Origin of the sequence: Curtobacterium sp. Arg-1 (assembly GCF_025643395.1) — a bacterium.
Classification (GTDB): Bacteria; Actinomycetota; Actinomycetes; order Actinomycetales; family Microbacteriaceae; genus Curtobacterium; species Curtobacterium poinsettiae.
Genome location: NZ_CP095731.1, coordinates 3,135,154 through 3,158,991 on the forward strand (window position 1 = coordinate 3,135,154; position 23,838 = coordinate 3,158,991).

Genomic DNA, 23,838 nt, shown 5'->3' on the forward strand with positions numbered 1-23,838 from the left:
GCGTGACGACCCCGCACCCCTCCGGGCTCGGCCGGCACACGGCCACGTCCCGACCCGACGAACTCACCGAACTCGAGGCCTCCGGGATCGACCCGGCGTTGCAGCGCCCCGGATCCGGACAGCGGTACCTCGCCGAGGACTGGATGCCGGTGCGCGTGCTGCAGGACGGCAGCATCCTCGTCCTCACCTCCGGCCGAGCCGACGACGCCACCCTCGGCGATGCGCTGTCCGAGGAGCTCGGGGCTCCGGTCACGTTCGTCTCGGTCGACAGCTGGACGCTCCGCCGTGCCGTGCTGAGCCAGTTCCACGGCGCCGTCGCCGACGCTGCCGCGAACGAACTCCACGACCGGAACCCGACGCTCTCCGCCCGCGTCGTCTTCTCGCGGTCGCAGAAGGCCTCGGGCATCGTCCTCGCCGTGATCGCCGTGGCGTGCGGGATCGTCTGGCCCGTCCAGACCGCCATCGCAGCACTGATCGCAGCGAGCCTCGTGTTCCTCGCGGGGACGGGCTTCAAGTTCGTCGTCGCCACGCAGGGAGCCCGCTACGACGTCGTCGAACGGATCACCGACACCGAGGTCGCCGCTCTGGACGACGCAGATCTCCCCGGCTACACGGTCCTGGTCCCGGTGTTCCGCGAGGCGAACATCGTCGCCCAGCTGATCGACAACCTCGGCGGCCTGGACTACCCGGTACACAAGCTCGAGGTCATCATCCTGACCGAGGAAGAGGACCAGGAGACACGGGACGCGATCGCCGCGGCGAACCCACCGCCGCACTTCCGCGTCATCAGCGTGCCGAAGGGGCACCCGCAGACGAAGCCACGTGCCTGCAACGTCGGGCTCTACGTCGCGACCGGCGACTTCCTCGTGATCTACGACGCCGAGGACACCCCCGACCCCGACCAGCTGAAGAAGGCACTGATCGCGTTCGAGCGCGGTGGCGAGTCCACGGTGTGCGTGCAGGCGGCGCTGAACTACTTCAACGCCCGCGAGAACGTCCTCACCCGCATGTTCACGCTGGAGTACTCGTACTGGTTCGACTACATGCTGGCCGGTCTGGACCACGCGTCCCTGCCGATCCCGCTGGGCGGCACGTCGAACCACTTCCGCACGGCGTCGCTCATCGAGCTCGGCGGCTGGGACCCCTACAACGTGACCGAGGACGCCGACCTCGGCATCCGGGCGAGCGCCGTCGGGTACCGGGTGGGTGTCATCAACTCCACCACGATGGAGGAGGCCAACACCTCGGTGCCGAACTTCATCCGGCAGCGGTCCCGGTGGATCAAGGGCTACATGCAGACGAGCCTCGTCCACGCGCGGCGGCCCGTCGCACTGGTCCGTGAGATCGGACTCGTCCGGTTCGCGGCGTTCGTCCTGCTCATCGCAGGTACCCCGGCGACGTTCCTCTGCGTGCTGCCGTTCTACGCGCTCACCGTCGTCACGTTCTTCCTGCCGCGGGAGACCGTCGATGCGCTGTTCCCGGTGTGGGTGCTGTGGCTGTGCCTGTTCAACTTCCTGGTCGGCAACGCGATCATGATCTACCTGTCGATGATGGGCCCGTTCAAGCGCGGGACCTTCCACCTGATCCTCTGGTCGCTCCTGAACCCCGTGTACTGGACGCTGCACTCCATCGCCGCCTACAAGGCGCTCTGGCAGCTCCTGACCCGGCCGCACTACTGGGAGAAGACGGAGCACGGGCTGACGAACCAGGGGTCTGCGACGGTGACGTCGCCCGATTCGCCGCGCTGAGCGGGAGGCCCGCCAGGGAAGCGGCTCCGGTTCGCCGGAGGCCCACGAACGGGAGGATGCAGCAGGCCGCCGCCGTAGGGGACACTTGCCACGACATGCGCACTCCGTTCCTCCACGCCCGCCGCGGCCTTCGACGCAGCACCTTGGTCATCGGCGTCGCCGTCGTGGCCCTCGTGTCGCTCACGGCCTGTTCTGATCACCCGACGCCGGAGGAGAACGACAAGGCCCACTCCGACTGGATGCAGCGCGTGCAGGCCCGGTGGGCCGGACAACCCGGCGGACTCGGCAGCGGTGCCGGCACCAACGATTCATCCAGCCGGCTCTCCCTCGGCACCGACGGAGCCGGAGACCGTGCGCGGATCCGCGTCTCGATCACCTGCCAGGGTGACGAAACCGTGCAGATGGCCGTGTGGGCCGGACGCATCGGTGCGAACGGGTCGGAGACGGGCAAACGGCTCACGTCACGCTCCGTCCACTGCGGACACGACGAGGACCTGTACGTGGTCACGTCGAGCGCGGCGATCACGATCGGCCCGACCGCCGGAGACGGCACCGTCGGCTGGTACGCGGCGGCCTACGGCGATCTCACTGCGCGTACGCCCTGAGCAAGCACCGCAACAGCGGAGCGGCGAGCGCAGCGCTTCCCGCCAAGGGCGCAGGCCGATCCTGCGACCGGACCGGTTTCCGTCGACACCACACGGCGGCCTGGAGGCGCATGGCGGCGCCGCCACGCGCCTCCAGGCCGCCTTCCGGTCACGTCGGGAGCGCGCCGGGCGCGTCCTTTGAGGATCGCACCTGCAAGGTTGTGGTTCGTATTGATATGCAGCATTCTGTGTGAGTCCACCGTGATCACGGTGACGAATTGGGGAGGAAACACATGAAGAAGACCCTTTCGGTCGCATCCGCAGTCACGACCGTCGCAGTTGCGGCGGGACTCTTGATCGCTGCACCCGCCCAAGCTCAGACCACGACGCCGGTCGAGCTGCCGACGAACGTCGTGGTCGACGAGAGCTTCGATCCCGCCGGAGAGGTCGTCACCGCCGACGACGGGCGGTCCACCCGTTCGGGGAACTGCAAGGACCGAGCGTTCGCCGTCGTCGCCAAGATGACCCAGTCACTCAACGGCTGCAGCGTCATCGGCTCGAAGGCTTCGACCCAGGTGCAGTACAAGTGGTACAAGCACCAGGGCAACTCGAATCCCTGCATCTGGGGGAAGTCGTTCAACTCGCGGCACGCTCCGACCTGGACGACCCTGAACTGCGGGACCGGGCGCTCGAAGTTCGTCCCCTGGGGCAACGTGGCCGCCACCAAGAAGATGAAGGGCCTCACGGGCACCGGTTGGGCCGGCGTGCAGTGGCAGTGACGCCCCAACGATCGCGGCGACGCAGCATCGAGGCCGTTGCCTCGATCTGCGTCGCCGCAGCCGCTCTGTCCGCGTGCTCGTCGGGCCCCGACGATCGGACGCGACGGGCTGAGTCACCGACGCAGACACCCGCACCCGCACTCGGCGTGGCTTCGATGCAGATGATCGCCGATGAGCTCCGCGCAACAGTGCCGTGCCTGCGGGCGGATGCACTGCATGACGACCTCGCATTCTGGGACAGCATGCGTGGCTTCGACTGTCTCGACGGGGACTCTCCAACCTTCATCCGTGTCTACGCGCATGCGGTGTCGGTGCCGCAGACCCTCGCGGACTGGGACGGCACGTTCGGTGCCGGGCGAGCCGTGACCAGGGGTGAGCACTGGTACGTCATCGGAGCTCCCGCCACCGTCTCGGCCGTGAAGCCTCCGAAGGGAACACCCCGCATTGCGAACGACGTCGGAGTGCCCGTGCCCCTCACTCCCGAGCAGGACTACATGACGACGTGCGTGCTGTTCGTCTCGAGCGAGGGCCAGCGGTACGTGCAGCATCCGAAGCAGCGCAGCACATCGGCGGATCAGTACAGCGCGCTCTTCCCAGGGGTCACTGCCGCGGTGCACGCGGCGATCGAAGACCTCGGCCGGAACCGCATCCTCGGGATCGCAGATGAGGAACGATGGATTGCGGCACTGTCACCGATGGGCCCACGGCTCAAGCGGCAGTGCGCGACCGCGTACCGCGCGGTCGGCGACACCGTGCGCCCGCTCAGCGGAGACGAGCGATGAGGGCGTCAGGCACCCGGCCCTCCGCTCGCAGAACTGCCACTGCCGCCTCCGCCGCATTGATGGTCACCACCACCGGCGCCTCGCTGCTGGCGGTCGACAACGTGCTCGGCTTCATCGGAACGCATCTGATCGCAGGAGGGCCAGTGTTGATGGTCGCTGCGATCTCGGTCTCAGCAGGAGTCGTGGCCGCTGCCGGTGCTGCGCTCGCTCGCGACGCCGTGCACCTCGTCTTCGCGGCCGCCACCGTCGTCTTCGTGAGCGCTCTGTCGCCGGCGACCAGCAGCCAGCTGTTGCTCCCCATCGCGGTCATCCTGCAGGCGCTCGTCCCGTTGGCCTTCGCAGCCGCCGGGCTGCTGGCCCTTCGCGGTTCGCGGAACTCCACCGCGGTGCGGGTCCTCGCAGTGACGCTCGTGGGGTTCGCCGCCGCCTGGATCGTCACCGCGTTCATCCCGGTGGCGCTCGTGGCGTTCCTCCTCGCACAGGCCGGCACGCTGGTCGTCGGGGCTGTCCTCAGCCTGCAGCCGATTCTTCGCCGAGGTCGGAGTCTTGCGCGTGCGCTGTGGTCGAGCGCGGAGGTCCGCTGAGGAGTCCCGCTGCACGCCGCTGGGCGGTGTGCGTTCGACGCGGTGCGGATACGATCGTGCGCGCATCCTGATCCAGCGAGGGCAACGGGTGTTCGAGGGGGAGAACGTCGTGGTGCGTCAACAGGGGCACGTGGGTCCCGGATCGTCTGCCAGACGCACGCTCGCGGTCGGTCTGGCAATCGCCGTGTCGGCAGCAGCTCTGGTCGGCTTCCGTGCAACGGCAGGATCAGCGGACACCGCAGCCTCGGCGGTGACGGTCACGAAGGTCACCGCGACGACGACCGTCACCTCGACCGGCACCGCCGTTCGCACCACCCTCAAGGTCAAGAACACCGCCTCGGTGCGGAAGCCGGCCTCCTCCGCGTGGCTGTACCTGTCCGCCGGCACGAAGAAGTACACGCTCGGCCGGGTCGCGGTGAAGGCGCTCTCCGCTGGTTCGAGCACCTCGGTCACCGCAGTGCGCGGGACCCCTTCCCGTACCGCGGCCGGCAACTACTCCGTCCTCGCCTGCGCCGGTGCGTACTCGGCGAAGCAGTGCCGCACGTCGACCGCGACCGTCACCACCAAGCCGACGACCCGCGCGCGTCCGGAGACGGGCGTGATGCTCGACGTCGCTCGCGCCTACTACCCCGTGGCGCTGATCAAGCGGTACATCGACCTGCTCGCCGACGACGGTGGGCGCTTCCTGCACCTGCACCTCACCGATGACCAGAACGTCGGGATCGAGAGCACGGTGCTCGGCCAGACCCTCGCCAACGCTGATCTCGACGACGGCGTGTACACGAGCCGCGTGACCCATCGTCCGTTCCTGAGCGTCGCGCAGGCACGTACGATCTCCGACTACGCAGCGAGGCGGGCTGTCGCGATCGTGCCCGAGATCGACACTCCGGGCCACATGGCTGCGGCATTCGACCTGCTCCAGGCGCAGCACGGCACGAAGTGGGTCGATCGCATCCGTTCGGGCGAGAACGAACTCGACACGTCGACGCCCGGGAGCCTCGCGCTGGCGAAGAAGCTGTACGCAGAGGTGCAGCGGACCTTCCCCGCCAGCCGAACCATGCACATCGGCGGTGATGAGTGGGGCGACGACGTCTCGGCCGCCGAACGGGTCGCGTGGATGAACGCGATGGCGGCCGCTCTCGGCAACCGCGAGGTCTGGGCCTGGAACGACGGGATAGATCGGGTCGCGGTCGGGCGACTGGACCCGCGCATCCACGTCACGTACTGGAGCTTCGACGGCGACACCGAGGACGCAGCCGAGCGGCGCGAACGGCGAGCGCGGCGGGCGAGTGCGGTCGACCTGCAGCAGGCCGGGATCGACATGCTCAACTACAACTCGTACTACCTGTACGAGGTGCCGACGGACCTCGACCCGGCCGACAGCGAGTACACCGTCGCCGATCTCCGCGAGAACTGGTCACTCCGGACGTGGGACGGCGACTCCGGTTCGCTGCTCGCGGCTCCGATGTCGGGCGCCGCCGTCGCGATCTGGGGTGAGGACCTCGAGGACCCGCCATCTGACGCGCTCCTGCGGTGGAGCGCACCGCACGTGACGGCGATGATCGAGACCGCAGCCTCCTGACGGACGCGTGTCGTGCCTCCAGTCCGATCGCCGGACCCGCCGGAGCCGCCGGAGCCGCCGCCTGCCTACCCGAGCGGCTCGACGCCGTAGCTGGTGACCACCGCACGCAACTCGTCCAGGTACGCCTGCGCCTGCACGGTGAGGGGAACCGAGGCATGCGCGATCCAGCCGATCTCGATGCGTTCGTCGACGTCGAGGGGGATGGCGACGATCTCGGGGTCGAGGTCGTCGCTGATGAGCCCGGTGGAGATCGTGTACCCACCCAGGCCGATCATGAGGTTGAAGATCGTCGCCCGGTCCGAGACGCGGATCTCCCGCTTGCTCGACATCGTCGACAGGATTTCCTCGGCCAGGTAGAAGGAGTTGTTGGCACCCTGGTCGAAGGTGAGCCGAGGCAGGTCGGCAAGGTCCTCGAGGGTCGCCCGCTCCCGTGACGCGAGCGGGTTCCGCTTGGCCACGAAGATGTGCGGCTGCGCGACGAACAGCGGCGTGAACACGACCCCGGCGTCGCGCAGCAGCTTGCCGAGCACCTGCTTGTTGAAGTCGTTGCGGTAGAGGATGCCCACCTCGCTGCGCAGGGTGCGGACGTCCTCGATGATGTCCCAGGTGCGCGTCTCACGCAGCGAGAACTCGTACTCGTCCGCAGCCGCCGCTTCGACCATCCGGACGAATGCCTCCACCGCGAACGAGTAGTGCTGGGCGGACACCCCGAGCAGCCGACGCGACCGCTGGCCGCCGACGTACCGCTGCTCGAGCAGGGAGACCTGCTCGACGACCTGCCGGGCGTACCCCAGGAACTCGACGCCGTCGACGGTGAGCACGACTCCCCTGGCCGATCGGGTGAAGAGCGGGCGCCCGATCCGCGTCTCCAGGTCCTTCATCGCCGCGGACATCGTCGGCTGCGACACGTAGAGCAGGTCGGCCGCTGCGCTGATCGAGCCCTCCGTTGCGACCTCGATGAAGTACCGGAGCTGCTGCAGGGTGATGTCGTTCGAGACCCGGGCCATAGGCCGAGGCTATACCAGTGCATAGCGTCTCGGTATTACCTGATGGCTCGCTATTCCCGCCATCATCGATGCATCCTTCCCACCGTGCCCACGGGCCGCTCGACGAACAGATTGCCGACCATGGCGAACGACCTCACCTTCAGCATCACCCGGACCCGGTTCGACGAGGACTACTCCCCCGCCGACAGCTCCCGGCTGACCACGAACTTCGCCAACCTGGCGCGCGGCGAGCACCGTCAGCAGAACCTCCGTGCTGCGCTGGCGATGATCGACGGGCGCGCGAACGAGCTGGCCGCGGCGCACGACCGCTACCGTCTGCAGCTCGACATCGTCTCGGTGGCGCTGGAGTTCTCAGACGGTGGTTCGGACGCGCAGTTCCCGTTGCTCGAGATGCTCGACGTCACGATCGTCGACCAGCACACCGGCGAGCGCCACCAGGGGATCCTCGGCAACAACTTCTCGTCGTACCTGCGCGACTACGACTTCTCCGTCCTGCTGCCGTCGTCGCCGGGCTTGCCGTCTGACTTCGGGGCGCTGCACGGGGCACTCTTCCAGCGCTTCCTGGAGTCCTCCGCGTTCCACTCGAATTTCAGTGCCGAGCCCGTCGTCTGCATCAGCGTCTCGACGAGCCAGACCTACCGCCGGAACGGGTACGTCCACCCGATCCTGGGCGCCGAGTACGAGCACGAGCACTCCTCGCTCACCGACGACTACTTCGGCCGGATGGGCATGCAGGTCCGGTACTTCCAGCCAGCCGGGGCGGCTGCTCCGCTCGCGTTCTACACGCGCGGCGACCTGACCGGCGACTACACGGACCTCCAGCTCATCGGCACGATCGCAACCATGGAGACGTTCCAGAAGATCTACCGCCCGGAGGTCTACGCCGCGAACACCCCGGCCGGCAGCACCTACCGCCCCACCCTCGACCACACCGACTTCACGCCGACCCCGGTGACGTACGACCGCGAGGAGCGCAGCCGCCTCGGGATCACGCAGGGCCGGTGGACCGAGGAGCACCTGGTGCGGCCGCACCACGCACGCCTCGCCCGGTGGGCTGACCTCGCCCTCGCGCGCTGACTCCCTCTGCCCTTCGACTGACTGGACCGTCACACCCATGCGTTCTCTCCTCCCCACCTCGATCGTCGGCAGCCTGCCGAAGCCGTCCTGGCTCGCCGAGCCCGAACGGCTCTGGTCCCCCTGGGAGCTGCAGGGCGCAGCACTGACCGAGGGCAAGCAGGACGCCCTCCGCTCCGCCGTCCACGAGCAGGAGCGCCGTGGCATCGACATCGTCAGCGACGGCGAGCAGACCCGCCAGCACTTCGTCACGACGTTCATCGAGCACCTGGACGGCGTCGACCTGGAGCGCAAGGAGACCGTCCGCATCCGCGACCGCTACGACGCGGCCGTCCCGACCGTCGTCGGTGCCGTCAGCCGTCGGGCGCCCGTGTTCGTGGACGACGCCCGCTTCCTGCGCGCGCAGACGGACCGGCCGATCAAGTGGGCGCTCCCCGGCCCGATGACGATGATCGACACGCTGTCCGACCAGCACTACAAGAGCCGCGAGAAGCTGGCGTGGGAGTTCGCCACGATCCTCAACCAAGAGGCCCGGGAACTGCAGGATGCCGGCGTCGACATCATCCAGTTCGACGAGCCCGCCTTCACCGTCTTCCACGACGAGGTGCAGGACTGGGGCGTGGCCGCGCTCGAGCGCGCAGCCGAGGGCCTGCGCGCCGAGACCGTCGTGCACATCTGTTACGGCTACGGCATCGAGGCGAACAACAAGTGGAAGGAGACGCTCGGAGCGGAGTGGCGGCAGTACGAGCAGTCCTTCCCGCTCCTGCAGCAGTCCTCGATCGACATCGTGTCGCTCGAGTGCATCCACTCCCACGTTCCCCTCGAGCTCGTCGAGCTGATCCGCGGCAAGAAGGTCATGCTCGGGGCGATCGACGTCGCGACCGAGACCGTCGAGACCCCGGAGGAGGTCGCGGAGGTGCTCCGTCGGGCGCTCGAGTTCGTCGATGGGGACAAGCTCATCCCGAGTTCGAACTGCGGGATGGCTCCCCTGGCGCGGGGTGCGGCGCTGGACAAGCTCGGGGCGCTGTCGGCGGGAGCGGACATTGTGCGGGCCGAGCTGGTCGGCACGGCGGCCCCGTCGGCCCGCTGACACGTGCGGACACAACGGCGGCTCTCTTCCGGAAGGAGGAGAGCCGCCGTTCGTGTTGCGTCCGCCGCGTGCGCGGCTTTCGATCCGATCTGGAGGCGCGGCTGCGCTCCGGCTGGAAGGTCACGCCGGCAGTGGCGTCACCTTCCACCGCCCCTCGCGGGGGAAAGCAACCAGTACGGGACAAACGCCCACACGGGCGCCGCCGCGAGAAGCCACCAAGCCGTCGGACTCAACGTCGAAGACCCCAATCCCACGATGATCAGCCAGCTCATCGCGAGAGCCGCAACGAACCCTGCGGTGACCGCACACGAGATGCGACCTCTGCGCCGGTCTCGAGCAAAAGCGGAGCCGACCGCCCCCACGAGGAACAGCGACTGTACCGCCGCGAGCAGGATCGCGGTTCCCAACGGAGTTCCGTACCCGCTCGGGCTGCCATCCGGGCCGAACGTCGTCGCGATCCGGTCGGGCAACCGATCCCACCAGACGCTGGTGACCGCGACCTCGACGACGACCGGGAACGCAGCAGCGACGGCTGCGAACAAGGCACGCGGATTCATGCTGCGCACAGGGTGCTGATCCGACCGAAAGTTCCCCTCACCGCTGGCCAACGTCGTCATTTCTGGGCACGATCGACCGTTCGCGGTGCCGAGCGACGAACCACGTTGCCGGCCCGATGATCGGAGCGAACAGGACGACGAGAGTCCATCCGAGCAAACGACGGCCAGAGGTCGACCGAGCTCGGATCAGCGAGATGAACGCTGCGAGCGCGAGGAACAGCGCGAGGAGGGATACGGCCATCAGCACACCGTCGAGCACTGTTGGAACAAGTGGATTCATCATCTGTCCCGCCGCCCAAGACGCCATTCCGCTCACTCCCAGCGGTTGTAGGTGATCGCGCCGTTGCCCTTGGCGCTGAGGCGCTGGATCGAGGAGTAGGTGCTCCACGCAACCGTGCCCCATGGAGTCGGCACACCACGCTTCACGACGACCTTGCACTTCGCAGTGGCCTGTCCGCCGCTGATGTAACCGCTGCTCTTGGAGGTCCTCACTTCAGTGAACGGCTGGACGTTCCTGACGACGGTGCACGAGTACCCGAGCATCTTCCTCGCTGTAGTACCGCTGTACTGGTACGACATCGACACCTTCGTCTCGGTGAGCCGGATTCCGGCGAAGGCGAACCACTGCTTCCCCCACGACGACCGGGATGCGGCCCTGGCCCCCACCCCGACGCCGTTTCCTGCCTGTCCAGCGCCCGACGGTTCCGTTTCTCCCCATTCAAAGTCCCCGTTCGTCCGAACAGTCTCCGGCCCGAGCACCCTCTCATCGGCGGCTGCGGTGGCCGCGGACGCAATGCTCGGATCCAAGAAGTAGGAAGCGAGCTCATGGCGCTGATCAGCGCTGAGGCGGTCGAAGGCCGTGATGTCGGACGGGGTTCCGGAAGCGACGAGGTCAGCGCGGATAGCCGACAACACCTCGGACGGCGTTCGCGGTTCAACAGCGTTGCTGTCGGCGGGCGGCGTGACCGTGGCGTTTGCCGGAACGGCGACGATGACGGAACCAGCGACGACGGCGCATGATGCGCCGATCGAGACGACACGTCCGTAGGTTGACTGCTTCATGGAAATTCCCCTCGCTCTCCGGCCTCAACGCCGGCTTTCGCGTCGGCGGCGTTGCCGACAACGAGCAGTCAACTCAGCGATACATCAGATCTGCAACTTCAGAATCGCTCCGGGCGTGTCGTTGACGCGCGGAGGGCGATCGGCCGATCGAGTGGCGCGCCAAGGCGGCCCCGGACTCCGAGGGTCGGGTCCACCCCGCCCACCAAGGGGACGGCGTCTGCGAAGCGTCAGACTCGGGGCGTTGACTACGTTCATGATCACCAAGGGCGTCATCCACAAGGTCGAGAGTGCGACTGTCCGGGATCGCAACGGCGTATCAGTGGGCAAGGTCGTGCAGGTGTTCCCCTCCGACGAGGACGGCAGTGCGGCCTACGTCTGTGTCGCGACGGGACTGCTCGGGCGACACCAGGCGCTCGTCCCCGCCGACGACGCCACGTTCGACGGCACGGACGTGCACGTCGGGTACACGAAGGACGCGATCAAGGACGCGCCGTCCCTCGGAGCCGGACGCACCCTGTCCCCCGCCGAGGCGAACGCCGTCCGCGGACACTTCGGGCTGTCCCGCACCGGCGCTGCGACCGGAGACATGGGCGACCCCCACGAGAACCTCGATCAGGCCGGGACAGGTCTTGCGGGTGCCGACGACACCGAGGGCGCAGGGACGACACCGCCGGCCTGAACGTCACCGGGGTGAACGACGCCGGGACCGAAGCCCTCGCCCACACCCGGCCAGGCAGTGGCCAGTCCCCCCGACGGGTGCTTGCTCCCTCGTTGATGCGCGCTGCTCTGAGGGCGGCGCAGGCGGGCTCCCCGAAGGAGCATGCCCGTTGTCGTCCGAGGTTGACTCCCCAGCCATCGCAGCGCGGTCACGTGTCATCGGAAGTCACCCTCCGACACACATCGACACAACCCTTCTCGCGGGCGTTCGGCGATGCCAAAGTCTCGCGATGGCGCAGATCTGGACGGGGCCGTCCGGTGCCACACCACGCCACAGGTAGCAACCCAGACCACGAAGGAGTCCTCGTGACGATCAGCAACCAGACCGCCGACAGCACGATCGACGAGGGCGCAGACGACGAGCTCCTCGCCCGCTTCCGACCGATCTTCGACCGCATCGCTGCCGGCGCCTCCGAGCGCGAACGCGGCCACCGCCTCCCGTTCGAGGAGATCCGCGAACTGGCCGCCGCAGGATTCGGCGCCGTCCGCGTCCCCGTCGCCCACGGCGGAGCCGGGGCGACCCTGCCCCAGCTGTTCCGCCTGCTGACCGAACTCGCGGCCGCGGACAGCAACATCCCCCAGGCGCTCCGCGGCCACTTCGCACTCGTGGAGGACCGGCTGGTCGCACGGACCGGGGAACGCGACGGGTGGCTGGACCGCTTCGGCCGCGGTGAGATCGCCGGCAACTCGTGGACCGAGGTCGGGTCAGTGCAGGTCGGCGACGTGATCACGAAGGTGACCCCGCAGGCGGACGGGACGTTCCGGATCACCGGCCAGAAGTACTACTCGACCGGCAGCATCTTCGCCGACTGGATCGACACCTACGCTGAGCGCACGGACACCGGCGAGCGGGTCATCGCGATCGTCGACGCGCACCAGCCCGGGGTCACGCACACCGATGACTGGGACGGGTTCGGGCAGCGCACCACCGGCTCCGGTACCAGCACCTTCGACGACGCCGTCGTGCAGGCCGACGCGGTGATCCCCTTCGACGAGCGGTTCAAGTACCAGACGGCGTTCTACCAGGGCGTGCTGTTGAGCGTCCTCGCCGGGTCCGTGCTCGCAGCCGAACGGGAGATCGCCCGCGAGGTCCGCAACCGCACCCGCGTCTTCTCGCACGGCAACGCCGACACGTTCGCGGCAGACCCGCAGATCCTGCAGGTCGTCGGTGAGGTGTCGGCGGCCGGGTTCGCCGCCACCGCGATCGTCGACCGGGCCGCCGCAGCCCTGCAGGAAGCGTACGAGGGAGCGGGGCTCGACACCGCCGAGGACGAGCGCCGCAACGACCGCGCCGAACTCGCGACCGCGCAGGCGCAGGTGGCGCTGACCACGCTGGCGACGACGGCGACCTCGCACCTGTTCGACGCGCTCGCGGCGTCCGGGGTGAGCACGACGAAGAACCTCGACCGGCACTGGCGGAACGCTCGCACCGCTGGCAGCCACAACCCGTGGGTGTTCAAGGCGCGGATCATCGGTGACCACGCGGTCAACGGTGCCGAACCGCCCCGCGTCTGGGCGATCGGTGCGACCCGCACCTCGTGACGCCTGCACCGGAAGCTGGCCGCGTGAGTGCACGCGATCTCGTGACACGCGACGGACGGGAGGCGCGGTGCCAGCTGGCACCGCGCCTCCCGTCCGGTACACGGTCTCGAACACGCGACGGTGGCGTCGCCACCATCTACATGTCGGCGATGAGACGGAGCGTGCACCCGTCGGGGACCGTCTGGTGTTCGACGTAGTGCATGAACACCGGCGCGGCCTGATCGGCCGTGAACAGCTCGGCTGGATGCCGGGGCTCGTGCGCCGCCTGCACGTCGATGGTCTCCGTGAGCGGTTCCGACAGATCGTGGGCACGGCCGACGATGGAGAAGCGGTACTCGCCGTCGTCCGCACGGCGGCGTAGCTCCACGGTCATCTTCTCCGCGGTGCCACCGGCCTGCAGGTACGAGTCGCCGTACTCGTCGATGACCGCCTGCGGGCCGGCGCGCCAGGTCTGGTCGTCGATCGGCGCGGAGAAGACGAGCCACGCGAAGTGGTCGTCGTTGTCGAGAAGGCCGAGGCTACGTCGCACCTGGTCCGGGAGCGGTCGGAACGTGTCGTTCAGCACGCTGCTGACCGACCCGTTGGTTTTCGTGATGATCAAGGCGGGCTCCTCCACGTGCTCGTCGGCGACAGAGGTGATCGTGATCCGCGCTCCTCTGAGCGTGGCACACGTGGGTTCGTCGGGGCATCACACCCCCCTGGTCCGACGTTGGCAGCTCGCGGTTCGGCGCTCGCCGAACGGACCATGGCGTCGACGAACGAGATGCCCGCTCGGCCCAGGCTGCGACCGCACGTCCCGAGCCGCGGACCGTCGCTGGACGACTCAGTGGGGCCTGTCGAACGATTTGAGCTCCTGCGGGACTGCGGACACCGAACCGCGTACCCGGATCGGCATCGGGACGAGCTGTTCACCGACGGTCAAGTCCGGGTCAAGGAGGATGCGGACCGCCAGGGCCCCCATCTCCTCGTACGGCAGCGCCGCGGTGGTCAGGGTCGGTTCGAGGTACAACGCGATGTCGTCGTCGTCGAAGGAAACGACTGAGACGTCCTCGGAGACCCGGAGTCCCGCTTCGGTCAGGGCGCGGTAGACACCGAAGGCGAGCCGGTCGTTCAGGGCGATCACCGCTCCAGGGCGACGGCCGCTGGCGAGCAGGCCCCGCATGGCTTCGTAGCCGTGGTCGGGATCCCACTCGGGCATGTCGATCTCACTGATCGGCACGACGTCGTGGGCCGCGAGGGCCGCCGATATCCCGGCGAGGCGCCGTTCGATCGCGCGGGTGGTCCAAGCCGGGCGGACGGACCGATCGCGGCCGATGATGACGACGTCCTCGGTGTGGCCGGCGTCGAGCAGGAGCCGCACGATCGACTCGCCGCCGGCGTGCTCATCGGCGAGGACGGTGGCGGTCGGACGGGATGCGACTGCGTTGAGCATGACGACGGGGATGTCCGCGTTGATCTCAGGGAGTTCGACGGCGTGCGGTCGGATCGAAGCGTAGATGAGCCCGTCCACCTGGTGGTCGACGAGCACACCGAACGACGAGACGATCCCGGCCTGCTGGTCCTCGGTCTCGGTGATGAAGAGGACGTATCCCTGGCGCTTCGCCTCGGCGAGGGCGCCGCGGATCATGCCCGACCCGAACCGGTCAGTCGTGATGGCCTCGGAGACGAGTCCGATGACACCGGACCGGCGAGTGGTGAGTGACCGTGCGGTGAGGTTCGGTCGGTAACCGAGTTCACCCGCTGCGGCACGGATGCGGGCTGCGGCGTCGACGGAGACGCGCGATGCCGGGTGGGAGTTGAGCACCTGCGAGACGGCTGCCTTGGACAGCCCGACGCGAGCGGCGACGTCGGAGAGCGTCACTCGACGGGCGCTCATCTCGACCTCGTCGTCATTGTTCGCACCTCTCCAGCATACGGGCTTGACAGACCATGGTGAACCGGTACACCATACGTGATTAACCGGTTCACCATGGCGGTGGACCCCTCGATGATGAGTGGTGGAACCCCGTGCACGACCTTCCCTCGACCGACGGCCAACGCCGCTTCCGGGCAACGGTGCTCCCGTGCTGAGGCTCCCCGACCACTGGGTGTGGGACTTCTGGTTCGCCGACGACGGCGACCGCCACCACGTGTTCTTCCTCCACGCACCGCGGTCACTCGGCGACGAGCACCGTCGACACCGTGCAGCCCGCATCGGTCATGCCGTCTCCGACGACCTCGTCGACTGGGCGATCCTGGACGGACCGTTCGGGCCCGGTCCCGACGACGCGTTCGACGGGACGACGACCTGGACCGGGAGCGTCGTGCGCGGCCAGGACGACCGCTGGCGGATGTTCTACACCGGCACACGGTTCCTCGAGGACGAGCCCGTCCACACCAACATCGAGACGGTCGGGGTCGCCGTGTCCGACGACCTCGTCACCTGGCAGAAGCTGCCCGGCCCTGTGACGCGCTCCGACCCCCGCTGGTACGAGACCCTCGGCAACGACCCCGACGTCGACGGCGCACTCTTCCCGGAAGAGGCCTGGCGCGACCCGTGGGTCCACGAGGACCCCTCTGGCGGCCTCTGGCACATGCTCGTCACCGCCCGCTCCACCGAGGGAGCGCTCGACGACCGCGGAGTCATCGGACACGCGACGTCCACCGACCTCGAGCGCTGGGAGGTACAGCCACCGCTGACCTCACCCGGGTCGGGCTTCGTCCACCTCGAGGTACCGCAGGTCGTGCAGGTCGACGGCGCCTGGTTCCTGGTGTTCTCCTGCCCCGCTGACGCCCTCAGCACGGCCAATCCACGCGCCGACGAGACACCGGGCACCTGGTCGGTCCCGATCGACGGGCCCTTCGGTCCGTTCGACGTGACGGATGCCGAGCCGCTGACCGACGTGACGTGCTACTCGGGCCGGATCGTCCGTCGTCGCGACGGCTCACCCGTCCTGATGACCTTCGCGAACGGCCGCGCCGGAGAACCCCTGCCCGGCTTCCTGCACGACCCGGTCGACGTGCACGTCGTCGACGGTCGGCTGGCTCTCCGTCCAGCGACGCCCACGGCCCAGACCCAGACCCAGACCCAGACCCAGACCCAGACCCAACCCTGCCCCGCCGGCAGCGGTACGGCCGCTCCCTGAGCGCCGTCCCACCGACCGACACCCGATCCCACTCAAGGAGAACCATGCACACCACGTCCCTCGTCCGCCGGACAGGAACGGTCATCGCCCTCGCCGCGGTCGCCGCTGCTGCCCTCACCGGCTGCTCCTCCGGCTCCGCTTCCAGCAGTGCTGCTGGCAGCGGGACCGGCAGCATCGTCGTCTGGGGCCACCAAGGCCAGGACTCCGAGGTCGCGGCCATCCAGAACGCCGTCAAGGGCTTCAACGCGTCGCAGAAGAAGGTGAAGGCGACCCTGAAGCTCATCTCCGGCGACACCTACACCAGCACCGTGACGAACACCCCGACGAACAAGTTGCCGGATGTGCTCGAGATCGACGGCCCGACGCTCGCGAGCTACGTCTACAACGGCAAGCTCACTCCGCTCAGCGACTACGTGTCGAAGTCCACCGTCAGCAACGCCACGAGCGGCTCGATCGCCGAGGGTACCGACGACGGCAAGCTCTACGGCCTCGCGCAGTACAGCTCGGCGATGGGCCTCTACGGCAACAAGAAGCTCCTCAAGGCCGCCGGTGTTCAGCTCCCGACTTCGCCGTCCACTGCGTGGACGCCGGAACAGTTCTCGGCGGCGCTGAAGAAGCTCGCCGCGGCGAACTCCTCAGGGAAAGCGCTCGACCTCACCGAAGCGTCGCTGAACGCCGAGTGGGGCACGTACGGCTTCTCGCCGATGGTCCAGTCTGCCGGGGGCAACCTCGTCCAGGGTGACAAGGCCACCGGTGTGCTGAACTCCGCCGCCTCGGTCAAGGCCCTCGAGGACATCGCGTCCTGGAAGCCCTACGTCGACGCGAACACGGACGGCAACGCCTTCCAGAACGGCCGCGTCGCGCTGAGCCTCAGCGGACACTGGAACTACCCGGCCTACTCGAAGGCGGTCGGCAGCAACCTCGTGGCCCTGCCGCTGCCGAACTTCGGCAAGGGTGAGAAGGTCGGCGCCGGGTCCTGGACCTGGGGCATGAGCTCGGCCACCAAGAACGGCAAGGCCGCAGGTGCCTTCATGGACTACCTGCTCAACGACACCAGCGTCAAGGCGATCACGGACGCGAACGGTGCTCCGGCAGCGACGAAGTCCGTGTTCGACAAGCAGGCCGACTACCAGCCCGGTGGTGCCCTCGCCCTCTGGGGGCAACAGCTCGAGCAGTCCTGCCCCGCCACGGCGATCACGGACTCCTGTATCGCGGTCTACCGACCGGTGACCCCGGGCTACCCGGTCATCACCTCGAAGTTCGCCAGTGCGCTCTCCGCGGTCTGGGGCGGCGCCGACGCGAAGGAGCAGCTGACCACCGCGGCCCAGTCCATCGACCAGGCCTTCTCCGACAGCAACGACTACAAGTGATCGGCGGTGGAGACGTCGGCCTGCCCGACGTCTCCACCGGCACCGCCCCCGAACAGGACGACCAGGAGCACCAGTGACCAGCACGACCAGTCCCCAGTCGGATGCCCCGCCGACGCCATCCAGGGCGCGGGAGCACCGCGCTCCCCGACAACTGCGCAAGCAGCGGAGCGGCACCTTCGCCGGTCCGCTGATGGCCCTCCCCGCGATGAGCGGCATCGTCCTGTTCATCGCAGTACCCTTCGTCGCCGCGATCGGGCTGTCGTTCTTCAACGTCCAGATCGGGTCGCCGCGTCCGCCGACGTTCCTCGGGTTCACGCAGTACGTGCGCCTCTTCACCGACCCCGTCGAGGCACCGCAGTTCTTCCGCGCCCTCGGCAACAACCTCTTCTTCGCCGCGGTCGTCATCCCGGTGCAGACCGGGCTGGCGCTCGTGTTCGCCGTCCTGCTCAACCAGCAGCTCAAGGGCATCAAGTTCTTCCGCACGTTCTTCTTCATGCCCGTCGTCTTCCCCATGGCGCTCGTCGCCGTCATCTGGCGCGTAATCCTCGACCGCAGCGGGGACGGCCTGCTGAACAGCGCGGTCGAGACCGTGACCGGCGGGACCGTCGGCGCGCACAACTGGCTCGGCTCCGGCAACACGGCGATGCTCTCCGTCATCGTCCTGTCGGTCTGGCAGGGCGTCGGCTTCCAGATGGTGATCATCCTCGCGGCGTTGCAGGAGATCCCCGAGGAGCGCTACGAGGCCGCACGACTCGACCGAGCGAACGTCTTCCAGCAGTTCCGCTACATCACCGTGCCCGGCGTCCGGAACACCCTGATCTTCGTCGTGCTGCTCACGACGATCTTCGCCTTCCGGGTCTACGACCAGGTGTACATCCTGATCACCACCGCCGGCGGGAACGAGAACGCCCTCCGCACGGTCCTGTACCAGGCGACGAACGCGATCCTCGCCGAGAACAGCGTCGGCCAGGCTGCCGCCATCTCGGTGGTCCTCTTCCTGATCATCGTCGTCATCACCCTCGTCCAGCGAGCCGTCCTGCGCCAGAGGAGCGAAAGTTGAGCACCATCCGACCCACCCGCAAGCGACTCTCGAAGGCCGGCTCCTACGCCATCCTCATCGTGATGTCGGCGGTCATGTTCTCGCCGATCTACTACCTGCTGATCGGCAGCTTCAAGCCGAGCTCCGAGGTCCTCGACGGCTTCACCGGTTTCCTCCCCATCCACCTGTCGCTCCAGAACTACCTCGGGGTCTTCAAGGCCCTCGACTCGGACGCGACGGGGTACTTCTGGCGGTTCATGGGCAACTCCGTCGCCATCTCGCTGGTCATCGTGCTCGGCGGGCTCGTCGTGAACTCGATGGCGGGCTACTCCTTCGCGCGCCTGCAGTGGCGCGGCAAGAACGCGGTGTTCGTCATCGTCGTCCTGCTGATCATCGTGCCGTTCGAGTCCGTCGCGGTCCCGCTGCTGTTCCTGCTGAACGGCCAGCGCGACACCCTGTTCGTGCAGATGATCCCGTTCGTGGCGAACGCGTTCTCGATCTTCTTGTTCTACACGTTCTTCCTCAACCTGCCGAAGAGCATCGAGGAGGCCGCGCGCCTGGACGGTCTCGGGGCATTCGGCACGTTCGCCCGGGTCGTCGTCCCGAACGCCAGACCGGTCTTCGCGACCGTGGCCATCCTCACGTTCCTCAGCTCGTGGGGGTCGTACCTCTGGCCGTCGATCGTGACGTCCGATCCGACCGCCCGCCCGCTCCCGCTCGAGATGAGCGTGTTCTCCGGCCAGACGCCGGTCGACTGGGGACAGACGTTCGCCTTCGGGACCCTGCTGGTGCTGCCGGTCCTGATCGTCTTCCTCGCGTTCCAGCGGTTCTTCATCCAGAGTGTCGCCGGTTCGGCCGTCAAGGGATGACGCTCGCCTGCTCGAGTCGAGGTGGAACCGGTCGGTCGCAGACGCCCCTTCCGAGCTGAACCTCGACGGGGGTGCCAGCAAGCCTCTCGGGCGGCGGGGCCGGTGAACGAAGGACGCCCCGCCGGCCGAAGCCAGCGGGGCGTCCCCGTCGAGTCAGTCCAGGATCAGAAGTCCCAGTCCTCGTCCTCGGTGTTCACGGCCTTGCCGATGACGTACGACGAGCCGGACCCCGAGAAGAAGTCGTGGTTCTCGTCCGCGTTCGGCGACAGGGCGGACAGGATGGCCGGGTTCACGTCCGTGATGTTCTTCGGGAACATCGGCTCGTAGCCCAGGTTCATCAGCGCCTTGTTGGCGTTGTAGTGCAGGAACTTCTTGACGTCCTCGGTCAGACCGACCTCGTCGTAGAGGTCCTGCGTGTACTGCACCTCGTTCTCGTACATCTCGAACAGCAGCGAGAACGTGTAGTCCTTGAGCTCGTCGCGCTCGGCCTGCGTGAGGGTTTCGAGGCCCTTCTGGTACTTGTACCCGATGTAGTACCCGTGGACGGCTTCGTCACGGATGATCAGGCGGATCAGGTCGGCGGTGTTCGTGAGCTTGGCGCGCGACGACCAGTGCATCGGCAGGTAGAAGCCCGAGTAGAACAGGAACGACTCGAGCAGCGTCGAGGCGACCTTGCGCTTCAGCGGGTTGTCGCCCTGGTAGTAGTCCATCACGATGGACGCCTTCTTCTGCAGGTTCGGGTTCTCCTCGGACCAGCGGAAGGCCTCGTCGATCTCACGCGTCGACGCGAGGGTCGAGAAGATCGACGAGTAGGACTTGGCGTGCACCGACTCCATGAACGCGATGTTCGTGTAGACGGCTTCCTCGTGCGGGGTGATCGCGTCGGGGATGAGCGACACGGCGCCGACGGTGCCCTGGATGGTGTCGAGCAGGGTCAGACCGGTGAACACGCGCATGGTCAGGGTCTGCTCGGCCGGCGTCAGCGTGTTCCACGACTGCACGTCGTTCGACAGCGGCACCTTCTCGGGCAGCCAGAAGTTGTTGACGAGACGGTTCCAGACCTCGACGTCCTTGTCGTCCTGGATGCGGTTCCAGTTGATGGCCTGGACCCGATCAATGAGCTTCAGCTTCTCGACCAACGTGTGTTCCTTACAGAGATGGTGACTAAGTGACGGACTGGAGGCGCGGTGCGGGTTGGCACCGCGCCTCCAGGGAGCAGAGCGGCAGCTCTACAGCATGCAGCTGACGCAGCCCTCGACCTCCGTGCCCTCCAGCGCGAGCTGGCGGAGACGGATGTAGTAGATCGTCTTGATGCCCTTGCGCCATGCGTAGATCTGCGCCTTGTTGATGTCACGCGTGGTGGCGGTGTCCTTGAAGAACAGCGTCAGGGACAGGCCCTGGTCCACGTGCTGCGTCGCCGCGGCGTACGTGTCGATGATCTTCTCGGCACCGATCTCGTACGCGTCCTGGTAGTAGTCCAGGTTGTCGTTCGTCATGAACGGCGCCGGGTAGTAGACGCGGCCGAGCTTGCCTTCCTTGCGGATCTCGATCTTCGACGCGATCGGGTGGATCGACGACGTCGAGTGGTTGATGTACGAGATCGAACCGGTCGGCGGGACGGCCTGCAGGTTCTGGTTGTAGATGCCGTGCTCCTGGATGGACGCCTTCAGCGCCTTCCAGTCGTCCTGCGTCGGGATCGTGATGTTCGCGTTGTCGAACAGCGAGGCAACGCGCGCCGTCGCGGGGGTCCACGTCTGGTCGGTGTACTTGTCGAAGAACTCACCCGACGCGTACTTCGAGTCGCGGAAGCCGTCGAAGGTCTCGCCGGTCTCGATCGCGATCTTGTTCGACGCACGAAGGGCGTGGAACAGCACCGTGTAGAAGTAGATGTTCGTGAAGTCGATGCCCTCTTCGGAGCCGTAGTAGACGCGCTCACGAGCGAGGTAACCGTGCAGGTTCATCTGGCCGAGGCCGATGGCGTGCGACTTGTCGTTGCCGTCCTCGACGGAACGCACCGAGGTGATGTGCGACATCTGCGAGACCGAGGTCAGGCCGCGGATGGCGGTCTCGATGGTCTTGCCGAAGTCGGGCGAGTCCATCGTCAGCGCGATGTTCAGCGAGCCGAGATTGCAGGAGATGTCCTTACCGATCTCCTTGTAGGACAGGTCCTCGTTGAAGGTCGTCGGGGTGTTGACCTGCAGGATCTCCGAGCACAGGTTGGACATGTTGATCCGACCCTTGATCGGGTTGGCCTTGTTCACCGTGTCCTCGAACACGATGTACGGGTAGCCCGACTCGAACTGGATCTCAGCGATGGTCGTGAAGAAGTCACGCGCCTTGATCTTCGTCTTCTTGATGCGCGAGTCGTCGACCATCGCGCGGTAGTTCTCGGAGATCGGGACGTCGCCGAACGGGACGCCGTAGACCTTCTCGACGTCGTACGGCGAGAACAGGTACATGTCCTCGTTGTTCTTCGCGAGCTCGAACGTGATGTCCGGCACGACGACGCCCAGGGACAGCGTCTTGATGCGGATCTTCTCGTCGGCGTTCTCGCGCTTGGTGTCGAGGAACTTCATGATGTCCGGGTGGTGGGCGCTGAGGTAGACCGCGCCGGCACCCTGACGCGCACCGAGCTGGTTCGCGTAGGAGAAGGAGTCTTCCAGCAGCTTCATCACGGGGATGATGCCCGAGGACTGGTTCTCGATCTGCTTGATCGGGGCGCCGGCCTCGCGGATGTTGGAGAGGAGCAGGGCCACGCCGCCGCCGCGCTTCGAGAGCTGCAGCGAGGAGTTGATGCCGCGCGAGATCGACTCCATGTTGTCCTCGATGCGGAGCAGGAAGCAGGAGACGAGCTCGCCGCGCTGTGCCTTCGCCGTGTTGAGGAACGTGGGGGTCGCGGGCTGGAAGCGGCCGGCGACGATCTCTTCGACCAGGTCGATGGCGAGCTGCTCGTTGCCCTGGGCCAGGCCGAGGGCGGTCATGACGACGCGGTCCTCGAAGCGCTCCAGGTACCGCTTGCCGTCGAACGTCTTGAGCGTGTAGCTCGTGTAGTACTTGAACGCGCCGAGGAACGTCTGGAACCGGAACTTCTTCGAGTACGCCAGGTCGTTGAGTCGCTGGATGAAGTCCAGCGAGTACATGTCGATCGTGGCTTGTTCGTAGTACTCGTTCTCGACCAGGTAGTCGAGCCGCTCCTTCAGGTTGTGGAAGAAGACGGTGTTCTGGTTGACGTGCTGCAGGAAGAACTGCTTGGCGGCCTCACGATCCTTGTCGAACTGGATGTTCCCGTCCGCGTCGTAGAGGTTGAGCATCGCGTTGAGGGAGTGGTAGTCCATCCCCGTCTGCGGCGACGTCAGATCGACGTCTGCAACTGCTGCGTCCAAAATGCATCCAATCCTGAGTTGACCGCCGACACGTCGTCAGGGGTCCCGAAGAGTTCGAATCTGTAGAGAAGGGGGACGTTGCACTTCTGTGCGATGACGTCCCCTGCGAGGCCGTACGCCTCGCCGAAGTTCGTGTTGCCACCCACCACCACGCCGCGGATGAGCGAGCGGTTGTGGGCGTCGTTGAGGAACTTGATGACCTGCTTGGGCACTGCCCCGTCGCCGTTGCCGCCACCGTAGGTGGGCAGCACCAGGACGTAGGGCTCGTCCACGTGCAGGAACGGTTCGCTCGGGTAGATCGGGATCCGGTCCGCATCGCGGCCGAGCTTCTCGACGAAGCGTGCGGTGTACCCGGACACGCTCGAGAAGTAGACCAATCGGCTCATGGTGCGCTCCTCGTGGAAAGGTGCGGACAGGCGGACCGGGCGGGCCAGGAGCGGCGAGTCGCGCCTCCCGAGATGCCCTGCCCGCGGGCCCCTTCGGGGCCCGCAGGACGACTACGCCAGTTCGGCGCTGAGGGTCGCGATCTTGTCGGGGCGGAAGCCCGACCAGTGGTCGTCGTCCGTGACGACGACGGGGGCCTGCATGTAGCCCAGGCTCTTGACGTGCTCGAGCGCTGCTTCGTCCGTGGACACGTCGTGCACTTCGTACTCGATGCCCTTGTTGTCGAGGGCCCGGTACGTCGCGGTGCACTGGACGCAGGACGGCTTGGTGTAGACGGTGACGGCCATGTTCTCCCCTGGTTCCTACTGGTTTCTGCTGTGCTGTGGAGGTGGTGCTGATGTCTGTCCGCAGTCGTGTCCGGGAGGGGCCGCTGCGATGTCTCCACACTACATCTAGTGGCTAGCCGCAGCACCGACCACAAGAGGGAGTGTTACAGCCGTGTAGTTCTCCACAACGCCCTCCACAGTCTGTGGATTCCCGGGAGGCCCGAGTTTCCGCCA

At 67.1% G+C, this 23,838-nt stretch carries 24 protein-coding genes; 14 read left to right on the top strand and 10 right to left on the bottom strand.

All coding sequences use genetic code 11. From position 1 onward, the window contains the following. The first annotated feature begins 2 nt into the window (after positions 1 to 2). The 6 genes from MXD64_RS15020 to MXD64_RS15045 all read left to right on the top strand — a co-directional run bounded on the left by MXD64_RS15020 (position 3) and on the right by MXD64_RS15045 (position 6,059). Positions 3 to 1,748: a glycosyltransferase gene (locus MXD64_RS15020; protein ID WP_263136717.1), complete on the top strand. Its 1,746-nt coding sequence runs from the start codon at positions 3 to 5 to the stop codon at positions 1,746 to 1,748. 95 nt (positions 1,749 to 1,843) lie between these two features. After that, positions 1,844 to 2,353 carry a hypothetical protein gene (locus MXD64_RS15025; protein WP_214563406.1) on the top strand — a complete coding sequence of 170 codons (510 nt, stop codon included), beginning with the start codon at positions 1,844 to 1,846 and terminating at the stop codon, positions 2,351 to 2,353. 272 nt (positions 2,354 to 2,625) lie between these two features. Continuing rightward, the gene (locus MXD64_RS15030; protein ID WP_214563407.1) at positions 2,626 to 3,111 is read left to right on the top strand and encodes a hypothetical protein; all 486 of its coding nucleotides are present in this window, start codon (positions 2,626 to 2,628) and stop codon (positions 3,109 to 3,111) included. Between the two features lie 155 nt (positions 3,112 to 3,266). Then, entirely contained in the window at positions 3,267 to 3,893 is a 627-nt protein-coding gene (locus MXD64_RS15035; RefSeq protein ID WP_263136718.1) for a hypothetical protein, read from the top strand. 59 nt (positions 3,894 to 3,952) lie between these two features. Then, positions 3,953 to 4,477, top strand: a complete 525-nt coding sequence (locus MXD64_RS15040) for a hypothetical protein (RefSeq protein ID WP_263136719.1) — start codon at positions 3,953 to 3,955, stop codon at positions 4,475 to 4,477. A 184-nt stretch (positions 4,478 to 4,661) separates the two neighbouring features. Next, positions 4,662 to 6,059 carry a family 20 glycosylhydrolase gene (locus MXD64_RS15045; RefSeq protein WP_263136720.1) on the top strand — a complete coding sequence of 466 codons (1,398 nt, stop codon included), beginning with the start codon at positions 4,662 to 4,664 and terminating at the stop codon, positions 6,057 to 6,059. Positions 6,060 to 6,124: 65 nt separating this feature from the next. Here the strand turns inward: MXD64_RS15045 and MXD64_RS15050 are convergent, their stop codons facing one another. Next, complete coding sequence (locus tag MXD64_RS15050) at positions 6,125 to 7,066, bottom strand: LysR family transcriptional regulator (RefSeq protein ID WP_017886883.1); 942 nt, start codon at positions 7,064 to 7,066, stop codon at positions 6,125 to 6,127. A 120-nt stretch (positions 7,067 to 7,186) separates the two neighbouring features. On the opposite strand from MXD64_RS15050, the gene MXD64_RS15055 reads away from it, so the two are divergent. Both MXD64_RS15055 and MXD64_RS15060 read left to right on the top strand, forming a co-directional pair. Next, on the top strand, positions 7,187 to 8,143 hold the full coding sequence (locus tag MXD64_RS15055) for a DUF1852 domain-containing protein (protein WP_263136721.1): 957 nt from the start codon (positions 7,187 to 7,189) through the stop codon (positions 8,141 to 8,143). A gap of 37 nt (positions 8,144 to 8,180) precedes the next feature. Next, entirely contained in the window at positions 8,181 to 9,230 is a 1,050-nt protein-coding gene (locus MXD64_RS15060) for a methionine synthase (RefSeq protein WP_263136722.1), read from the top strand. A gap of 137 nt (positions 9,231 to 9,367) precedes the next feature. On the opposite strand, the gene MXD64_RS15065 is transcribed toward MXD64_RS15060, so the two are convergent. From MXD64_RS15065 to MXD64_RS15075, 3 genes are all read right to left on the bottom strand, one after another. Further along, complete coding sequence (locus MXD64_RS15065; RefSeq protein ID WP_194590809.1) at positions 9,368 to 9,787, bottom strand: DUF1648 domain-containing protein; 420 nt, start codon at positions 9,785 to 9,787, stop codon at positions 9,368 to 9,370. A gap of 37 nt (positions 9,788 to 9,824) precedes the next feature. Continuing rightward, on the bottom strand, positions 9,825 to 10,028 hold the full coding sequence (locus tag MXD64_RS15070; RefSeq protein ID WP_194590810.1) for a PLDc N-terminal domain-containing protein: 204 nt from the start codon (positions 10,026 to 10,028) through the stop codon (positions 9,825 to 9,827). Between the two features lie 71 nt (positions 10,029 to 10,099). Then, positions 10,100 to 10,849: a hypothetical protein gene (locus MXD64_RS15075; protein ID WP_263136723.1), complete on the bottom strand. Its 750-nt coding sequence runs from the start codon at positions 10,847 to 10,849 to the stop codon at positions 10,100 to 10,102. Positions 10,850 to 11,090: 241 nt separating this feature from the next. On the opposite strand from MXD64_RS15075, the gene MXD64_RS15080 reads away from it, so the two are divergent. Together MXD64_RS15080 and MXD64_RS15085 are read left to right on the top strand one after the other, a co-directional pair. Continuing rightward, a complete protein-coding gene (locus MXD64_RS15080; RefSeq protein WP_262118000.1) occupies positions 11,091 to 11,528 on the top strand; it encodes a hypothetical protein in 438 nt (145 codons plus the stop codon). 344 nt (positions 11,529 to 11,872) lie between these two features. After that, positions 11,873 to 13,108: an acyl-CoA dehydrogenase family protein gene (locus MXD64_RS15085; RefSeq protein ID WP_263136724.1), complete on the top strand. Its 1,236-nt coding sequence runs from the start codon at positions 11,873 to 11,875 to the stop codon at positions 13,106 to 13,108. Positions 13,109 to 13,244: 136 nt separating this feature from the next. Here MXD64_RS15085 and MXD64_RS15090 read toward each other — a convergent pair whose 3' ends face one another. Both MXD64_RS15090 and MXD64_RS15095 read right to left on the bottom strand, forming a co-directional pair. Continuing rightward, a complete protein-coding gene (locus tag MXD64_RS15090; protein ID WP_263136725.1) occupies positions 13,245 to 13,709 on the bottom strand; it encodes a hypothetical protein in 465 nt (154 codons plus the stop codon). A gap of 222 nt (positions 13,710 to 13,931) precedes the next feature. Continuing rightward, positions 13,932 to 14,984, bottom strand: a complete 1,053-nt coding sequence (locus MXD64_RS15095) for a LacI family DNA-binding transcriptional regulator (RefSeq protein ID WP_031259559.1) — start codon at positions 14,982 to 14,984, stop codon at positions 13,932 to 13,934. A gap of 187 nt (positions 14,985 to 15,171) precedes the next feature. Here MXD64_RS15095 and MXD64_RS15100 point away from each other — a divergent pair, with 187 nt between their 5' ends. The 4 genes from MXD64_RS15100 (at position 15,172) to MXD64_RS15115 (ending at position 19,511) form a co-directional block, all read left to right on the top strand. Next, the gene (locus tag MXD64_RS15100; RefSeq protein WP_263136726.1) at positions 15,172 to 16,233 is read left to right on the top strand and encodes a glycosyl hydrolase family 32; all 1,062 of its coding nucleotides are present in this window, start codon (positions 15,172 to 15,174) and stop codon (positions 16,231 to 16,233) included. A gap of 44 nt (positions 16,234 to 16,277) precedes the next feature. Beyond that, the gene (locus MXD64_RS15105) at positions 16,278 to 17,603 is read left to right on the top strand and encodes a sugar ABC transporter substrate-binding protein (RefSeq protein ID WP_056069901.1); all 1,326 of its coding nucleotides are present in this window, start codon (positions 16,278 to 16,280) and stop codon (positions 17,601 to 17,603) included. Between the two features lie 73 nt (positions 17,604 to 17,676). Then, complete coding sequence (locus MXD64_RS15110) at positions 17,677 to 18,663, top strand: carbohydrate ABC transporter permease (protein WP_231564124.1); 987 nt, start codon at positions 17,677 to 17,679, stop codon at positions 18,661 to 18,663. Then, on the top strand, positions 18,660 to 19,511 hold the full coding sequence (locus tag MXD64_RS15115; RefSeq protein ID WP_017886893.1) for a carbohydrate ABC transporter permease: 852 nt from the start codon (positions 18,660 to 18,662) through the stop codon (positions 19,509 to 19,511). The genes MXD64_RS15110 and MXD64_RS15115 overlap by 4 nt, the downstream gene beginning before the upstream one ends. Positions 19,512 to 19,675: 164 nt before the next feature. On the opposite strand, the gene nrdF is transcribed toward MXD64_RS15115, so the two are convergent. The 4 genes from nrdF to nrdH form a co-directional block, all read right to left on the bottom strand. Next, positions 19,676 to 20,650: a class 1b ribonucleoside-diphosphate reductase subunit beta gene (nrdF, locus tag MXD64_RS15120; RefSeq protein ID WP_017886894.1), complete on the bottom strand. Its 975-nt coding sequence runs from the start codon at positions 20,648 to 20,650 to the stop codon at positions 19,676 to 19,678. Between the two features lie 90 nt (positions 20,651 to 20,740). Further along, a complete protein-coding gene (gene nrdE, locus MXD64_RS15125) occupies positions 20,741 to 22,846 on the bottom strand; it encodes a class 1b ribonucleoside-diphosphate reductase subunit alpha (RefSeq protein ID WP_017886895.1) in 2,106 nt (701 codons plus the stop codon). Positions 22,847 to 22,863: 17 nt separating this feature from the next. Next, positions 22,864 to 23,280: a class Ib ribonucleoside-diphosphate reductase assembly flavoprotein NrdI gene (nrdI, locus tag MXD64_RS15130; RefSeq protein ID WP_031259561.1), complete on the bottom strand. Its 417-nt coding sequence runs from the start codon at positions 23,278 to 23,280 to the stop codon at positions 22,864 to 22,866. A gap of 111 nt (positions 23,281 to 23,391) precedes the next feature. Beyond that, on the bottom strand, positions 23,392 to 23,625 hold the full coding sequence (gene nrdH / locus MXD64_RS15135) for a glutaredoxin-like protein NrdH (protein ID WP_017886897.1): 234 nt from the start codon (positions 23,623 to 23,625) through the stop codon (positions 23,392 to 23,394). Positions 23,626 to 23,838 lie beyond the last annotated feature (213 nt).